This window comes from Propionispora hippei DSM 15287 (assembly GCF_900141835.1).
Taxonomy (GTDB): Bacteria; Bacillota; Negativicutes; order Propionisporales; family Propionisporaceae; genus Propionispora; species Propionispora hippei.
The window spans coordinates 313741-329565 of sequence record NZ_FQZD01000004.1 but is presented as its reverse complement, the minus strand read 5'-3'; the positions used below and the strand labels follow the sequence as shown (position 1 = coordinate 329565).

Below are 15825 nucleotides of genomic sequence, written 5' to 3'. Positions count from 1 at the left end.
ATGAAGAAAAAAGTATTGGCAGCTGCTATCGTGCTGTTTATAATTTCGGGCTGGAGTTTCTTTCTAAAAGAAAATAACAGCCGTTCTACTTTGCTGGAAACCAGCCAAGGACTTATTCGTCTGCATGTACTGGCTAACAGTGATAGTCCGGAAGATCAACAACTGAAACTAAAAGTTCGCGATGCCATACTTGCTTATTTGTCACCGCAACTGGAACAGGCAGGCTCCAGCGATTCAGCCAGAAGTATTATTTTAAATAATAAAGACAAACTGGTTGAGATTGCCCAACAGGTCATTAAAGAAAATGGCGCTGACTATTCGGCCCAGTTGGAAATGGGGATGTTTGACTTCCCCATAAAATCGTACGGAGACTTGATATTGCCGGCAGGAAAATATGAAGCAGTACGGATTTTAATTGGAGCTGCTCAAGGGAAAAACTGGTGGTGCGTTTTATTTCCCCCGCTATGTTTTATCGATATTACCAATGCGGCAGCGGCAACTTCCCAAACAGGAACTGATGCTCAGGGGCAACCGGCAAAAGATCATATTGAGATCCATTGGAAGCTGTGGGAAGCCCTCCAGCAAAAACCATAAACCAGAAAAAATATATAAAAACTCTTCCATTAATAGGCACATTTGCAATCAAGTAAACATATAGTGTATAGAGCTTGTGCTCTACCAATTTTGAAAGTGCAAAGTAAATTTGCGGTAACTTTGGGGGTAAGACAAGACGGAGGAGGAGCGCCTATTGAGTATAGGCAAACCGACGACAACGAAGCCTTACGAAAAAAGATCCGTGAAAGAATTGTAATTTCGAAGTTGCGGAGTACTTGGTAATGGAGGAGTGAGCGTATTATGGTAAAGACATCGGACTTGAAATTAAAAGAAGTCGTAAATGTAATCGACGGAAAACGATTAGGGACGATAACTGATATTGAAATTGATATAGAAACTGGTAAGCTTACAGCAATCATCGTACCCGGACATGGCCGGTTTTTAGGCTTCTTTGGCCGCAACGACGATGTAGTTATTACCTGGGATAAAATAACCAAAATTGGCTTTGATGTGATTTTAGTAGAAGCCCCCCATTTTAATGGAACTAAGCAAATTGAATAACCTATACCAGTCAATATACCGGCAAAAATAAACCTCCTGCAGAAAAAGACGCAGGAGGTTTATTTTTACCCCAAAACAATAAAAAAGTTTAATTTTAAGCAGGAATAATACAATATATGGAGTAATTTAATATATAGGAACACAACATGTAGTGTGTTATAGGTAAACCTTTTATATTATACCAATATTTTGTTTCTTATGCAAATAAAATAACAAGGGGGGAGAACTTTGTTATGCGTTGTCCATTTTGTGGCTTTGCCGAAAGCAAAGTGATTGATTCACGCGCGGCGGAAGAAGGAAATTCCATACGCCGTCGTCGTGAGTGTTTGTCATGTGTAAAACGATTCACTACCTATGAAGTAGTGGAGGAATTGCCCTTAATGGTGATAAAAAAAGACGGACGTCGCGCTATTTTTGACCGTGGAAAATTACTGAATGGGTTGCTGCGGGCTTGTGAAAAACGCCCGATTCCTTTAGCTGTTATTGAGAAAATTGTAGAACAGGTTGAAAAAGAAAGCAGAAACAATATGGAGCGGGAAATAACGACCAGACAAATTGGCGAAATGGTTATGGGGCAGTTGAAAGAAATTGATCAAGTAGCCTATGTACGTTTCGCATCGGTGTACCGGCAATTTGCGGATATTAACAATTTTATGTCCGAACTGGAATTACTAATGAAACAAGGATCTAAAGAAAAGCTATAAAGTGAGGAATCGAACGTGTTTACAAAGATAAAAAAACGGGATGGCCGCGAAGTTAATTTTGATGAAGCAAAAATAACGGAGGCAATCTTTAAGGCGGCCAAGGCGGTTGGCGGAGCGGATAAGCAATTGGCAATTGAATTAACCTTGGATGTCTTAAAGTATCTTAAGCGGGAATACAATGGACGCACTTTTACAGTTGAAGATGTGCAGGATGCGGTTGAAAAAATTCTGATTGAAAAAGGCCATGCCAAGACAGCAAAGGCCTATATTATATATAGAAATAAACGGACAAGCATACGGGAAGCACAGTCTTATCTGATGGATGCCGTGGCGGAGATACTGGTGGAAACCAGCCGGGAAAACGCCAATGTATCCAATTCTCCTTCGGCTAAGATGCTGCAAATTGCCAGCGCTGCCAGCAAAGCCTATTATCTTAATCGATTGATTCCGGAAAATATAGCGCAGGCCCACACACGGGGAGACATTCATATCCACGATCTTGATTTTTACGGCAAAACGCTGACTTGCGTACAAATTCCATTAGGCAGATTATTAACCAATGGCTTTAATAATGGTCACGGCTATATACGTCCGCCTAAACGTCCTTCTTCTGCAACCGCTTTGGCAGCCATTGTTTTGCAAAGCTCGCAAAATGACATGCACGGCGGACAATCTTTTGCGTTCTTTGACCGCGATATGGCTCCCTTCATGGAAAACGCCACGGAAGAAGAAGTATACCAAGCAATGGAGGCGTTAATCTATAACTTGAATTCCATGCATAGCCGTGCTGGTGCTCAGGTGCCGTTTTCCAGTTTAAATGTAGGCACCGATACTTCACCGGCCGGACGCAGAGTGACTAAAAACCTTTTGTTAGCCTATGAGAAAGGCCTTGGCCATGGCGAAAACCCGATATTCCCTAACATTATCTTCCGGGTAAAAGAAGGGATTAGCCTTAATCCGGGTGATCCCAACTATGATCTGTTCAAACTGGCAATCCGGGTAGCCGCCCAACGGTTAAACCCGACTTTCAGTTTTATGGACTCATCCTTTAACAAAGAATATAATGATCAAGTAGGTTATATGGGGTGCCGCACCCGGGTCATGTCCAACATTTGCGGGCCGGAAGTGACTGATGGGCGGGGCAATTTAAGCTTTACTACCATTAATTTACCGCGGCTGGCAATCAAGGCGGAACGGGATTTGGTTAAATTTTATCAAAGCCTGTCCGATCTGATTAATCTAACCTGTGAACAGCTGTTCCATCGTTACCAGGTGCAGGCTGCCTTAAAAGTAAAGGATATGCCTTTTTTGATGGGACAGGGGCTCTATTTGGATTCCGACAAATTATTGCCCAATGATACCATCGAAGATGTGATCAAACATGGCTCCCTGTCGGTCGGCTTTATCGGTCTGGCGGAAACGCTGATCGCTTTAACCGGCAGTCATCATGGCGAAAGTCCGGATTCCCAGGTTCTAGGCGAGGAAATTGTTGCCTTTATGCGCAACAAGGTTGACAAAGCGGCCGAAAAGTACAATTTGAATTATTCATTGCTGGCGACGCCGGCTGAAGGTCTGTCGGGAAGATTTATCAAAATGGATCGCCGGGAATACGGGCTCATCCCAGGTGTTACCGATAAGGAATACTATACTAATTCTTTTCATGTTCCCGTATCCTACTCCATTAGCGTCTTCGAAAAAATGAAAATTGAAGGCACTTACCATAAATATACGAATGCCGGCCATATCAGTTATGTGGAGTTTACTTCGCCTCCCGTCAATAATCTTAATGCCGTGGAAGACATTATCCGCTATATGAAAGAGTGCGACATCGGTTACGCAGGAATTAATTTTCCTATAGATTTTTGTGAAAGCTGTGGACAGCTTGGCGTCATTGACAACGAATGCTGCCCTGCCTGTGGTTCCGTCAAAGTGCGGCGTGTACGCCGGATTACCGGGTATTTAAGTACAGTCGAAAGATTTAATGATGCTAAATCCCGTGAGTTGAATGACCGGATTGCTCATGTGTAAGCTTCAAACAGGGAGATGGATACATTGATTCGTTACGCAGACATAGTTGGTGAATCCATCGTAGATGGTATCGGCATTCGGGTAGCTGCTTTTTTACAAGGCTGTCCCCGTTATTGTCCAGGCTGTCATAATCCGAAGCTGCTCGATAACGAGGGAGGAACTTTAGTGACAGAGGAGGCGTTTGCTGACTTATTGCTAAAGAAGATCACGCCGTTGCATCAGGGTATTACCTTTACTGGTGGTGACCCGCTACTGCAGCCAGAGGCTGTCCTTAAAGTCATCCTGTTATTGCGAAAAAACGCTCCCCGGTTAAATATTTGGCTGTATACGGGGTATACTTTTGATGAGGTATGTAACTGGGAGGTTATGCAGTATATTGATGTTTTGGTTGACGGACCGTTTATCCTGGAAAAGCGGGATATTGGTCTTCCCTGGCGCGGGTCCAGCAATCAACGGGTTATTAACGTACCGGACTCACTAAGGAGCGGGAAAGTCGTGGAAATGCTATTCGAAAGTCATTGATTCATTTTTAAACCATAGTTTCAAGAAAACAATGGTTCTCTAACTTGACAACTCCCGGCTAAAAGAATAGGCTTACAACAGACATAATAAGGAATGTTCTTTTATGGGTTGTAGGTCTATTCAGTTTTTATCAGTTCGGTTAGAAGATATATGTATTGGGGTTGATCGGTTGTCCTGGCTTTTAAAAGAAAAATTAAAAAATCAATTGACCACGGAAAAAGGAGCAAGAATATTCGCCCCAGGTTCCCGGAACGGGTTTGCTTTGGTGTATCCAAACACTTATTACGTGGGAATGTCTAACCTGGGTATGCATATTATTTATAAATGCATTAACGACAGGAAAGATACTGCCTGTGAGCGTGTTTTTTTGCCGGATAAAAAAACCGAACAGGAGTATCTGCGCACCAACACGCCGTTGATGACATTAGAAACGCAGCGCCCGCTCTATGAGTTCCCTTTGATTGGGTTTTCCGTTACCTTTGAAATGGATTACTTTAACCTTATCAAGGTGCTGGACCTGGGCAAGGTTCCTGTTTTGGCCGCCGCAAGGACGGATACCGATCCACTGGTTATCATTGGCGGTCCCTGTGCTACCTTCAATCCGGAACCGCTGGCTGATTTTGTGGATCTGTGTATTATCGGTGAAGGTGAGGAAGTAATCCAGGACTTGCTGGATACCTATTATGCCCAGCGTCATAAGCCACGTAAGGAGCTTTTAACGGCATTGGCGCAAATTGAAGGTATCTATGTTCCCGGATTTTCGACTTTTCACTATGACTCAAGTGGCAAAATCGCCTTTCGGGAGACTACACCAGGAATTCCGCCTACCACCAGACGGCGCTGGATTAAGAATTTGGAGCAGTTTGAAGCACAAACGGTTATTGTCACTGCAGACACCGAATTTGGTTCCATGTTTTTGGTTGAAGTTGCCAGAGGCTGCGGACGTCATTGCCGGTTTTGCATGGCCGGCTATTGTTTCCGCAATCCGCGAATTCGTTCGCTGGCAAGAATAAAACAAGCTATTGGGCAGGCTAAACAGTTGGAGCTGAAAGTCGGTCTGATGGGAGCCGCCATTTCGGATCATCCGAATATTGATGATATTTGCGAAGAAATCGTGCAGCAAGGCTTGAATATGTCGGTTGCTTCCCTGCGGGCCGATTCACTAACCCCACGCTTGGTCAAAGCCCTGGCGGTCAGTAACCACAAAACGGTAACCTTAGCGCCCGAAGCAGCCAGTATCAGAATGAGGGATGTAATTAACAAAGGCATCACTGATGAGCATATGTACGAAGCAATCCGCCTGGCTATCGATGCCGGAATTCATAATATACGATTGTATATTATGATCGACCTGCCTTTTGAGCGGGATGAAGATATTGAGGAAATTATCCTGATGGCCAGAAAGTTTAAAGAGTATATGAAGAAACTGGGCAGTGCCGGTAAATTGACACTAAGCGTCAATCCTTTTATCCCCAAGCCGTTCACACCTTTCCAATGGCTTGCGGTTTCCTCCGTTGCCACAATTGACGCTAAATTGAAGCACATTCAGACATCGCTGAAAAAGGATAAAAATATCGAAGTATTGGCGGAAACCGCTAAGGAATCCAATATTCAGGGCATTCTGGCACGGGGCGACCGCCGTCTTGGGTCAGCTTTACTAACCGCATACCGGTTAGGCGGTTACAAGTACTTTAAGCGGGCAATGTGTGAACATAACCTGCAGGAGGAATTTTATCTCTATCGCACCAGGGATGAGGAGGAAATATTCCCTTGGAGTCACCTGAATATGGGCTTTCATACCGAATATCTCTGGCAGGAACTGCAGCGGGCCGATAGTGGGAAGACAACTCCGCCTTGCAGCGACCATTGTACGCGTTGCGGAGTTTGCAAATGAAGGGAGGAGCTACTTTGGGGACTTTCTCAATTCAGCATAGAGAGGGTATCTGGAATGGTACCTTTAGTCATTTTAGTGCTTTTGGTCTGAAACATGGCGTTTCTGCCAGATTGGGAGGAATTAGCAACGAGCCGTTTACTTCTTTAAACCTGGCTCTTCACGTGGGAGATGACCCGGATGCCGTCAGGACAAACAGACAGTTATATTGCCGGGCGCTGGATATTCCCGCCGCAGCACTGGCAACAGCCGAACAAATACACGGTGACTCGATTCATCTGATTACCGCCCGGGATTATGGCCGGGGAGCCGTCAATTATCAGGAGTCTTTGCCACAGACAGATGCACTGATAACTCAGGTTCCTGGAATTCCCTTGATGTTGTTTTTTGCTGATTGCGTACCGGTGCTTATTTTTGATCCGGTACAGCAGGCGATTGCCGTAGTACACGCCGGCTGGAAAGGCACGGTGGCTTTACTGGCCCGCAAAACAATTCTGGCAATGCAGAAGTATTGCCAGACACAGCCCGAAGACTGTCTGGTGGGCATAGCTCCTTCGATTGGTCCCTGCTGCTATAAGGTAGACGCTCCGGTCATTGAACGGTTAAGAGCAAGCTTCGTTCATTGGGAGTCGTTGCTAAAGGAGGAAGAAACTCATTGGAAACTGAATTTATGGGAAGCTAACCGTCAGCAATTACGGGAAATGGGCGTAAAGGATGAAAATATTATCAATAGCCAGGTCTGCACTGCCTGCAATTCCAGCTTGTTTTTTTCTTATCGCAAAGAGCAGGGAAAAACAGGACGTTTAGCAGCATTTATCATGTTATAGTTGATTAATAAATAAACCTTGCCTGCAAGAATTAGTTATTGTTGAAGGTAAGGTTTATTCTATTTACCATAACCGGATTTATTTTTTTCAATTTATAAAATAATTTATGGAATATAAGAGGTAACTAGAGGAAAATTATGTTTATTCGAGAATAATATATATATCCGGCAGGAGGATTATTATGTCTATACGGAATTGTCTAAATCAAATACAGGAAAATATTGAAAAGGCCTTACAGACAAGAACGGTCTCGCCATTATGTCCGGATAGTGGTGTAAAGTTACTGGCCGTTACCAAGAATCAAGGCGTATCAGTTATCGAAGAAGCCATTCATAACGGAATTACAGCAATTGGCGAAAATCGGGTGCAGGAAGCGTTGCAAAAGCACGCGGCGTTACCTGATGTGGAGCTTCATCTCGTAGGTCATCTGCAAACAAATAAAGTAAAACAGGCTGTGCGCCTGTTCCATCTGATTCACTCCATTGACAGTGAAAAATTGGTCATCGAAGTCGACAAAGCTGCCGGCAGTTTTAATGCATGTCAGGATATACTGCTGCAGGTTAATGTCGCCGGTGAGGAAACCAAGTATGGTGTAACGCCGCAGGAGGTTGTTTCGCTAGGACGCCGCATCAGCGATTTGGAACATGTGCGCCTTTGCGGACTGATGACGATTGCTCCCTACTATGAAACTGCGGAGGAAGCGCGTCCTATTTTTAGTGAAATGTATCAATTGTTCAAAGAACTGGAATCCTGTCGGTTTCCCGGCCATCACCTTAAATGGCTGTCGATGGGAATGACGAACGACTACATAGTTGCAGTGGAAGAAGGTGCCAATATCGTGCGTATTGGTACCGGTATTTTCGGGCAAAGACAATATTAAAGGTCAGAAAGAGGGGGCGTACGTATATGAAGTTTATGGAAAAAGTATGGGGCAGCTTAGGTTTATTTGAGCCACTGGAGCCCGAAGAAGAACGTGCAACAAAGGTGGAAGAACCTGAATACAAACAGAAAAAACTCGGCAGTAATAACATAGTAAACTTACCTACTGCGCAAAAACAAATGAAAGTAATGGTTGTCGAGCCATTCTCTTTTGATGACGCGCAAACGGTAGCTGATTATCTAAAAAACAGAAAACCTGTGGTTGTAAATTTTGAAAGCAGTGAAAAAGAGGTAGCTAAGCGCATGATTGATTTCATCAGCGGAACTACGTATGCCTTGGGGGGAACGATACAGAAAATCGGCAACGATATTTTCCTATGTGCTCCAACCAATGTTGATGTCTCATATAGCTCACATGAGGATAGCGGTGACAAAGTTATCCTGCCTTGGGCCAATAAGTGAATTTTCTCTAGGGGGATACTATATTGTTACAAAATAAAAAGATTAGTTTTCTGGGTGGGGGAGCCATGGCGGAAGCCCTCATCCGGGGAATCTTAAAAGCGGGATTGTTCAAGCCGGAGCAAGTCACTGCCAATGACATCTCGCAAGAACGGTTGCATTACCTGGCAGACCGGTATCAAATCCGGACTTCCCCGGAAGGGGCAGCGGTAGCGGCGGAAGCCGAAATATTATTTCTGACTGTCAAACCGCAAGTCATTAACCAGGTCTTGAAGCATGTCGCTTCCAAGGTTAGAAAAGAAACTACCGTTATTTCTATTGTTGCCGGCTTTACGATTGCTGCGCTGGAAGAGGCGTTACCCCAGGTTCCGGTAGTGAGAGTAATGCCCAATACTCCGGTAGCTGTAGGAGAAGGAATGTCGGCCATTGCGCTGGGAACCTTTGCCGATGCCGGTACTGGTGAAATAGCCTCTGCTATTTTCTCTTCTGTTGGACAAGTTGTGAATTTGCCGGAAAGCTTACTGGATGCTGTAACCGGTTTATCCGGCAGCGGACCAGGCTATGCCTTCGTTATGATTGATGCACTAGCCGATGCTGGCGTACGGGCAGGGTTGCCCCGTGCCCAGGCACTGCTTTTATCGGCACAAACCCTATTAGGTGCCGCCAAGATGGTCATTGAAACCGGCGAGCATCCTGGCAAGCTCCGTGATATGGTTACATCGCCGGGAGGAACAACCATTGCCGGAATTCATGTTCTGGAACAACGAGGCGTTCGGGCTGCTTTAAGTGATGCCGTTATAGCTGCTGCTAATCGCTCGCGCGAACTGGGGAAAAAGTAATGGCTGAAAGGGAAAAAATCTTACGTTATTACCGTGCCAGCGGGGACGAGGCGATAGCTGCCCAATTATTGGATCTGGCTGAAAATACTCTCCGGAGCCGAAAATATAAAATCAGCGATTTTCTTGATCCCTATGGGTTTACTATTGCGGAAACAATCATTGCTCATTATGATGGGCGTCTAGTGCTGCAAGCTTTAGGCGGTTATGAGGATGCTGAACGCAATAAAGCTGTTTTTATAAGTAACGATTATTTAGGAAAAGTGGATTCACCAATAGCGGCCCTGCAAATAAGCTGGGATGGCCGCTATGATCATTTGTCCCATCGGGATGTCCTCGGCGCCTTGATCGGCTTGGGTATCAAACGGGAAGTTTTTGGTGATATCCTAATGCAGGGAGAACAATGTCAAATTATTGTTGACCGGACATTGGCCGCATTTGTCTTGGAAAACCTTAGTGATGTCGGCTCAGCCAAAGTGAGTGTGGCTGAAATTGCTCTTACCGACATTGTGGCACCGGAAAAGAAGGTCAAGGAAATTAAGACAACTGTTGCGTCCCTGCGACTGGATGTGATTGCCGCCGCCGGCTTTGGTGTCTCCCGCAGCCGGATGGCTGATGAAATTGCGGCAGATAAAATCAAGGTGAATTGGCAGAGTGCCAAAAATAGTGCTCAGACTGTGAAACAGGGTGATGTCCTTTCTATGCGCGGTCGTGGACGGGTAGAGGTATGTGAAATTATCGGGCAAACGAAGAAGGGACGGACTAGTATATTTTTAAAACGGTTTATATAGTGGAGGTGGAAGAATGCTAACACCCTTAGACATTCATAATCAGGAATTCAAACGCAGCTTCCGTGGCTATAACGAAGAAGAAGTGGATGAGTTTTTAGACCGGGTGATTAAAGATTATGAACAGCTATACCGGGAAAATATCGAAATCAAGGAATCCTTAGATCGTCTAAACAGTAAACTGGAACATTTTCAGAATATGGAAAACACCTTGCATAATACACTGATGATTGCGCAAGAAACGGCAGAAGAAGTAAAGTTAAATGCTAAAAAAGAAACGGAATTATTGATTAAGGAAACGGAAATCAAAGCGCAAAAAATGATTGAAGAGGCTATGGGTAAGGTGCGGAAAATGAGTGGTGAGTATGAAGAACTTCAAAAACAGGCACAGATTTTTCGCACCCGTATCAGAACACTGCTGCAGGCTCAACTGGAAATGGTAAAAAATGCGGAAGAAGACGATGTCCGATAAAACGATATAGGAAAGTGATTTTAAAACCGGAATTTACCGGTTTTTTTTTTATTGAAGTGGGAATTATAAGCGGGGAGGATTCATTATGGCTAATGAAAAGAATGAATCGGAAATGCTTGCTCTCCAAATGGAAAAATTAGTACGGCATTTTGAGGCCCTGCGTATTGCCGACTATATGGAATTACTGGAAAAGCCGTTTCGATTAATAGCCATAAATTTTGTGGCCGGCTTGTCCAGAGGATTTGGTATAGCCATTGGTGCAACCTTGATTTTTGCTTTAATGCTGGAATTTTTGCGGCGTCTGATTATGCTGAATATTCCTGGGATTGGCGGTTTTATTGCCGAATTGATTCGTATTGTGGAAATGAAAAACGGTCAAATTTAAAACTGGTAAAATATCCGGGGGGAATAGAAATGACAGGAGAAATTTTCGAATGTATGAGGGAATCACAAACAGTACGAAATTTTAGACAGGAACCCGTTACAGATGAAAATATTGCCAAACTTATCGAAGCTGCCTGCTGGGCTCCCAGTGCCGGTAACCTACAGCCATGGTTTTTCTATGTAGTAAAAAACGAAAAGGTAAAACAACGGCTGGCCGCAGCCTGTACTGACCAGCCACAGGTTGCCGAGGCTCCTGTGGCCATTGTTGTTATGGCCGATCCAGCAAAATCAAATGAAAAATATGGCGAAAGAGGCGCACAGCTCTATTGCCTCCAGGACACGGCGGCGGCAGCAGAAAATCTATTATTGGCCGCCGAAAGTATGGGACTGGCAACCTGCTGGGTCGGTGGCTTTGATGAGCCGCAGGTACAAAGATTAGTGGAAGCACCGCCACGCTTACGAGCTGTCGCCATTATCTGTGTAGGCCATAGTGATGAACAGGTAAGCTCGCCTAAAGAGCGATTGCGGGTAGCTGAAGTAACCAAAATAATTCATTAATAATTACGGAGTGTATGAAATGAATGAAAGTGAACGTCAAAAATATAAGACTCGTTTATTGCAAGAAAAAGAACGGCTTGGTTCCCAGATTTCCCGCTTAGCTGAGGCGGAAACCTCAAAGGCTATGTCTGATTCTATCGGGGAATTATCTATGTATGACAATCATCCTGCTGATATTGGCGATGAATTGTTTGAACGCAGTAAAGACATGGCCTTGCGTGAAAATGAAGAGCTGCTGTTGGCAGAGGTGGAAACTGCTCTGGAAAAACTATCTGCCGGCAACTATGGTATTTGCGACGCTTGTGGACAGGAAATCACTAAAGAACGCTTGAATGCCATTCCCTGGGCTTCAAAATGTCTTTCGTGTCAACAAGCGTCTGATCATCCCGATTCTACCCCTAGGCCGCTCGAAGAAGAACTTTTAGAGCCTCCCTTTCAGCGCACTTTTTTAGATCGGACAGAATTTAACAGCTTTGATGGCGAAGATGCATTACAGGCGGTTATGAGATTTGGCAGTTCCGACACTCCCCAGGATATTCCCGGCACAGATGATTACCAGACTTTGTTTCCCAATAGTAATAATGAACATCAGGGGCTTGTGGAAAAAACCGATGCCATTCCTAACCAAACGACGGAAAAAAGAAAATAGTATAAAAATTATATAGCAGGAGCTGTCTTGCATTAAGATCTCATGAGATATGTCCGGTACTCACAGATTACTTAATAACCAAGACAGCTTCTTTCTATGAAATCTACAAATAAATGAATTAAAGACGAGGAGGGAATTTTTATATGCAAATTTCACGACGAGAGCGTAAAAAACTGTTACAGGCCCTTATCCGTAAGCGGATAATTGCCGGCTTTGGTTTGCTTATCACGTGTTTTTTGTTGAGTATCCCATTATATTTCAATCAGCTATTTATCTTTGCCATAGAAACAGTTATCATATTATACGGGTTACTTATTATAAATCCTTATCATATCAGGAATTTTATTCCCGGCTTAAATTGCTCGCACCGCAGTACCCGTTGTATAGTAATAGTAATCTATATACTAGTCTCGATGGTTTCACTCAGTGAATTTTTAGGGAACCGCTGATTTATAAGAGTGTTACGCGTAAAAAGCTCTGTCAGGCACGCAGTACAAATAAATCTTTGGTACTCTAGGATAAATACTGCTAATTTACTTATTGTTATAGAGGAGAGATTGGATTGAATAAAATCCAGGGAAACATTAATGGAATCCGTAAAAGTATGCTGTCCCGCCTGGACGCGCTATATGAATATACAATTCCGCCTGATCAGCCGGCCACAATAGAATTAATCAATTTGTTGGCGGCATTTACTACGGAAATAAACCGGGAAGTTATGGTTTACATAAATAGAAAAGGACAGATTATACAAATTGCCATTGGTGACGCTGTCACTGTCTCGTTGCCTGAACTACCGGTAAAACGTTCGTTAAACAGATTAAGCGGTCTCCGTTGCCTGCATACTCATCCCAACGGCAATAGCGAATTAAGTGCCGTTGATATCAGCGCATTGCAGGAAATGCGTTTTGACTTTATGGCTGCCATCGGGGTGGGGGAAACACCTGCTGATACCAAGGTTACCTTAGGCGTAATTGCCGGCATTACCGATGAAGATATTTACCGTTTTGAAATGGCCGGACCATTCCAGGCAGAGAATTTCGTACAACTGGATTTTCCGGCCTTAGTCAGGCAAATAGAAGAGACGTTACTACGCCAAACAACGTTCAGTAATCTGGAAAAGCCGGAACGGGCTTTGCTTGTTGGTCTGGAAAGCTCTCAGGCCTGGGATATACGGGATTCTCTCCAGGAATTGGAACAACTTGCCGAAACGGCAGGTGCCAGTGTCGTGGGGAAAACCTGGCAGAAACGGGAGCGACCGGACGCCACTTTTTTTATTGGCCGTGGAAAAATACAAGAGCTTAGTCTTTTGCGTCAACAACAAAATGTCAACATGATTATTTTTGACGATGAACTTATCCCTTCCCAGCAACGAAATATCGAACAGGCTTTAGGCGTTAAAATTATCGATCGCACAGCCCTTATTTTAGATATTTTTGCACAGCGTGCCCGTTCTCATGAAGGTAAGTTGCAAGTGGAATTAGCACAATTAAAATATAACCTTCCCCGCTTAAGCGGACAGGGCTTGGTTCTTTCCAGATTAGGAGGCGGGATTGGGACACGCGGCCCCGGCGAAACCAAACTGGAGGTAGACCGCCGCCGGATTCGCTCCAGAATCAGTTTTCTTGAGGGTGAGATTAATACCATTCGTGCCAAACGTAACTTACATCGCGCCAAAAGGCAGGAAGCACGCGTACCAACCATAGCCTTAGTTGGTTATACCAATGCCGGTAAATCTACTTTACTCAACAAAATGACTCAATCCGAGGTATTGGCGGAAGATAAGCTTTTTGCTACCTTAGATCCTACAACCAGACGCTTCACGCTAGGCAATGGGAAGGAAGCCCTGCTAACAGACACCGTTGGTTTTATTCAAAAGCTTCCTCACCAACTGGTGGCTGCTTTCCGGGCTACTTTAGAGGAGATTTCCTACGCGGATATTCTGCTGCACGTAGTGGATGCCAGCAGTCCGCTTCTCCAGGAACAAAGTGATGCTGTGCTGCAGGTTATTGCTGAATTGGAACTAAGCAATAAACCATTGATTACAGTATTTAATAAAATTGATCAAATTAACGACCCGGAACAGATAAGCGATTTGTTGCTGCAGAAAGACAGTGTCGCCATTTCAGCGAAAAAAAACGCCGGTCTTGACCGGCTGTTGCAGGAAATAGAAAAACTTTTGGACAGCCAAACAGTTGACACTGAATTATTTATACCATATAATGACACCGGCATTATTTCACAATTATATAACTGTGCCGTTGTTCATAACGTTGATTATCAAGCTGAGGCGATCCGCGTAAAAGTTTCCCTAACACCTGAATTAGTCAAACGTTATAGTATATACATAACAGGAGAGAAGTAGACAATGTGTTTTTCCGAATCTTTATTGGCTTTACGTCACAAAGCGTTAGAAGAAGTGAAACCTTATTATTCAGCCGTCGATGATATTGCCGAAAAAAATACGGCCCGTATATTAGAAATCTTTCGCAAGCATCAGATTGCCAGCTATCATTTCAGTGCCACCACCGGCTACGGTTACAATGATGCCGGCCGCGATAAACTGGAAGAAGTGTGGGCTGATGTCTGCGGTGCGGAAAAAGCCTTAGTTAGAACTCAATTTGTATCGGGTACGCACGCACTGGCTACTGTATTATTTGGTATATTGCGCCCCGGCGATGAACTGCTTGCCGTTACCGGTGCACCTTATGATACCATGCAATCAGTCATTGGCTATGCCCAAGATAGCCCCGGCTCTCTAAAGGATTTCGGAGTTGCCTATCGGGAAATCGCCATGACCGCAAGTGGTGAGGTGGACTTTGCCGCCCTAAAGAACGCCATTCACGCCAAAACTAAAGTAGCTCTTATTCAGCGGTCCCGCGGCTACAGTCTTAGAAATCCCTTACAGATCAGCCAAATTACCGCTATCTGTGAGTTTATAAAAAGGATCAAACCGGATTGTATCTGCTTTGTCGACAACTGCTATGGCGAATTTGTGGACAGCCTTGAACCGACAGTAGCCGGAGCGGACATCATGGCCGGCTCGTTAATCAAGAATCCTGGTGGCGGCTTGGCAGCTACCGGCGGTTACATTGCAGGTCGTTCGGATTTGGTTGAAATGGCCGCTTACCGTCTTACTGCCCCCGGCATAGGCAGTGAGGTGGGATCTTCGATTAGCGGCAACCGCTTGCTCTACCAGGGCTTGTTTATGGCTCCTCACACCACGGCGCAAGCCGTGAAAGGTGCCATTTTTGCTGCTGCCTTTTTCTCCCTGTCAGGTTATACTACCTTTCCCGGACTAAGCGAACGGCGCAGCGATATTATCCAGGCTATCCAACTGAATTCACCAGAGAAAATGGTGGCTTTTTGCCGGGGACTGCAAAAATATTCTCCGGTCGATTCTCATGTGAAACCGGAACCAAGCGGCATGCCGGGCTATAGCGATGCCGTTATTATGGCGGGTGGTACTTTTGTCCAGGGTTCTTCCATCGAACTTAGTGCGGATGGTCCGCTCCGTCCGCCCTATGCCGTCTATTTGCAAGGGGGGTTAACCTTAGAGCATGTCATACTGGGGGTAATGGGAGCGGCGGCAGAAATGGAAAACCTCAGATAACTCGAATAATTAACATATTTCTATCATCTTATATAAAAACAGACAGGAATATTCTATAGCATGTCGAATGTAAATATAGATAATTTTAGAAAATAAACA

At 44.5% G+C, this 15825-nt stretch carries 17 protein-coding genes; all 17 read left to right on the top strand.

What is annotated here, in order from left to right:
• On the top strand, positions 1-594 hold the full coding sequence (gene spoIIR / locus F3H20_RS01675) for a stage II sporulation protein R (RefSeq protein WP_149733238.1): 594 nt from the start codon (positions 1-3) through the stop codon (positions 592-594).
• 261 nt (positions 595-855) lie between these two features.
• Entirely contained in the window at positions 856-1116 is a 261-nt protein-coding gene (locus tag F3H20_RS01670; protein ID WP_091743427.1) for a YlmC/YmxH family sporulation protein, read from the top strand.
• 233 nt (positions 1117-1349) lie between these two features.
• The gene (gene nrdR, locus F3H20_RS01665; protein WP_149733237.1) at positions 1350-1820 is read left to right on the top strand and encodes a transcriptional regulator NrdR; all 471 of its coding nucleotides are present in this window, start codon (positions 1350-1352) and stop codon (positions 1818-1820) included.
• Positions 1821-1835: 15 nt separating this feature from the next.
• On the top strand, positions 1836-3848 hold the full coding sequence (nrdD, locus tag F3H20_RS01660; protein WP_149733236.1) for an anaerobic ribonucleoside-triphosphate reductase: 2013 nt from the start codon (positions 1836-1838) through the stop codon (positions 3846-3848).
• A 24-nt stretch (positions 3849-3872) separates the two neighbouring features.
• Positions 3873-4370, top strand: a complete 498-nt coding sequence (gene nrdG / locus F3H20_RS01655) for an anaerobic ribonucleoside-triphosphate reductase activating protein (protein WP_223191555.1) — start codon at positions 3873-3875, stop codon at positions 4368-4370.
• A 169-nt stretch (positions 4371-4539) separates the two neighbouring features.
• Positions 4540-6264: a TIGR03960 family B12-binding radical SAM protein gene (locus tag F3H20_RS01650; protein ID WP_149733234.1), complete on the top strand. Its 1725-nt coding sequence runs from the start codon at positions 4540-4542 to the stop codon at positions 6262-6264.
• A 14-nt stretch (positions 6265-6278) separates the two neighbouring features.
• The gene (gene pgeF, locus F3H20_RS01645) at positions 6279-7088 is read left to right on the top strand and encodes a peptidoglycan editing factor PgeF (protein WP_223191554.1); all 810 of its coding nucleotides are present in this window, start codon (positions 6279-6281) and stop codon (positions 7086-7088) included.
• Between the two features lie 181 nt (positions 7089-7269).
• Entirely contained in the window at positions 7270-7968 is a 699-nt protein-coding gene (locus F3H20_RS01640; protein WP_149733232.1) for a YggS family pyridoxal phosphate-dependent enzyme, read from the top strand.
• Between the two features lie 26 nt (positions 7969-7994).
• The gene (locus F3H20_RS01635; RefSeq protein ID WP_091743434.1) at positions 7995-8429 is read left to right on the top strand and encodes a cell division protein SepF; all 435 of its coding nucleotides are present in this window, start codon (positions 7995-7997) and stop codon (positions 8427-8429) included.
• Between the two features lie 23 nt (positions 8430-8452).
• Positions 8453-9265 carry a pyrroline-5-carboxylate reductase gene (proC, locus tag F3H20_RS01630; protein ID WP_149733231.1) on the top strand — a complete coding sequence of 271 codons (813 nt, stop codon included), beginning with the start codon at positions 8453-8455 and terminating at the stop codon, positions 9263-9265.
• Entirely contained in the window at positions 9265-10053 is a 789-nt protein-coding gene (locus tag F3H20_RS01625; RefSeq protein ID WP_149733230.1) for a YlmH family RNA-binding protein, read from the top strand. Before proC ends, F3H20_RS01625 begins: the two co-directional genes overlap by 1 nt.
• Positions 10054-10066: 13 nt before the next feature.
• On the top strand, positions 10067-10522 hold the full coding sequence (locus F3H20_RS01620; RefSeq protein WP_149733229.1) for a DivIVA domain-containing protein: 456 nt from the start codon (positions 10067-10069) through the stop codon (positions 10520-10522).
• Between the two features lie 85 nt (positions 10523-10607).
• The gene (locus tag F3H20_RS01615; RefSeq protein ID WP_149733228.1) at positions 10608-10907 is read left to right on the top strand and encodes a DUF5665 domain-containing protein; all 300 of its coding nucleotides are present in this window, start codon (positions 10608-10610) and stop codon (positions 10905-10907) included.
• Positions 10908-10936: 29 nt separating this feature from the next.
• Positions 10937-11464 carry a nitroreductase family protein gene (locus tag F3H20_RS01610; RefSeq protein WP_149733227.1) on the top strand — a complete coding sequence of 176 codons (528 nt, stop codon included), beginning with the start codon at positions 10937-10939 and terminating at the stop codon, positions 11462-11464.
• 19 nt (positions 11465-11483) lie between these two features.
• Positions 11484-12113, top strand: a complete 630-nt coding sequence (locus tag F3H20_RS01605; protein ID WP_149733226.1) for a TraR/DksA C4-type zinc finger protein — start codon at positions 11484-11486, stop codon at positions 12111-12113.
• Between the two features lie 562 nt (positions 12114-12675).
• Positions 12676-14478: a GTPase HflX gene (gene hflX / locus F3H20_RS01600; protein WP_149733225.1), complete on the top strand. Its 1803-nt coding sequence runs from the start codon at positions 12676-12678 to the stop codon at positions 14476-14478.
• Between the two features lie 3 nt (positions 14479-14481).
• The gene (locus F3H20_RS01595) at positions 14482-15726 is read left to right on the top strand and encodes a methionine gamma-lyase family protein (RefSeq protein WP_149733224.1); all 1245 of its coding nucleotides are present in this window, start codon (positions 14482-14484) and stop codon (positions 15724-15726) included.
• The last annotated feature ends 99 nt before the right edge of the window (positions 15727-15825 follow it).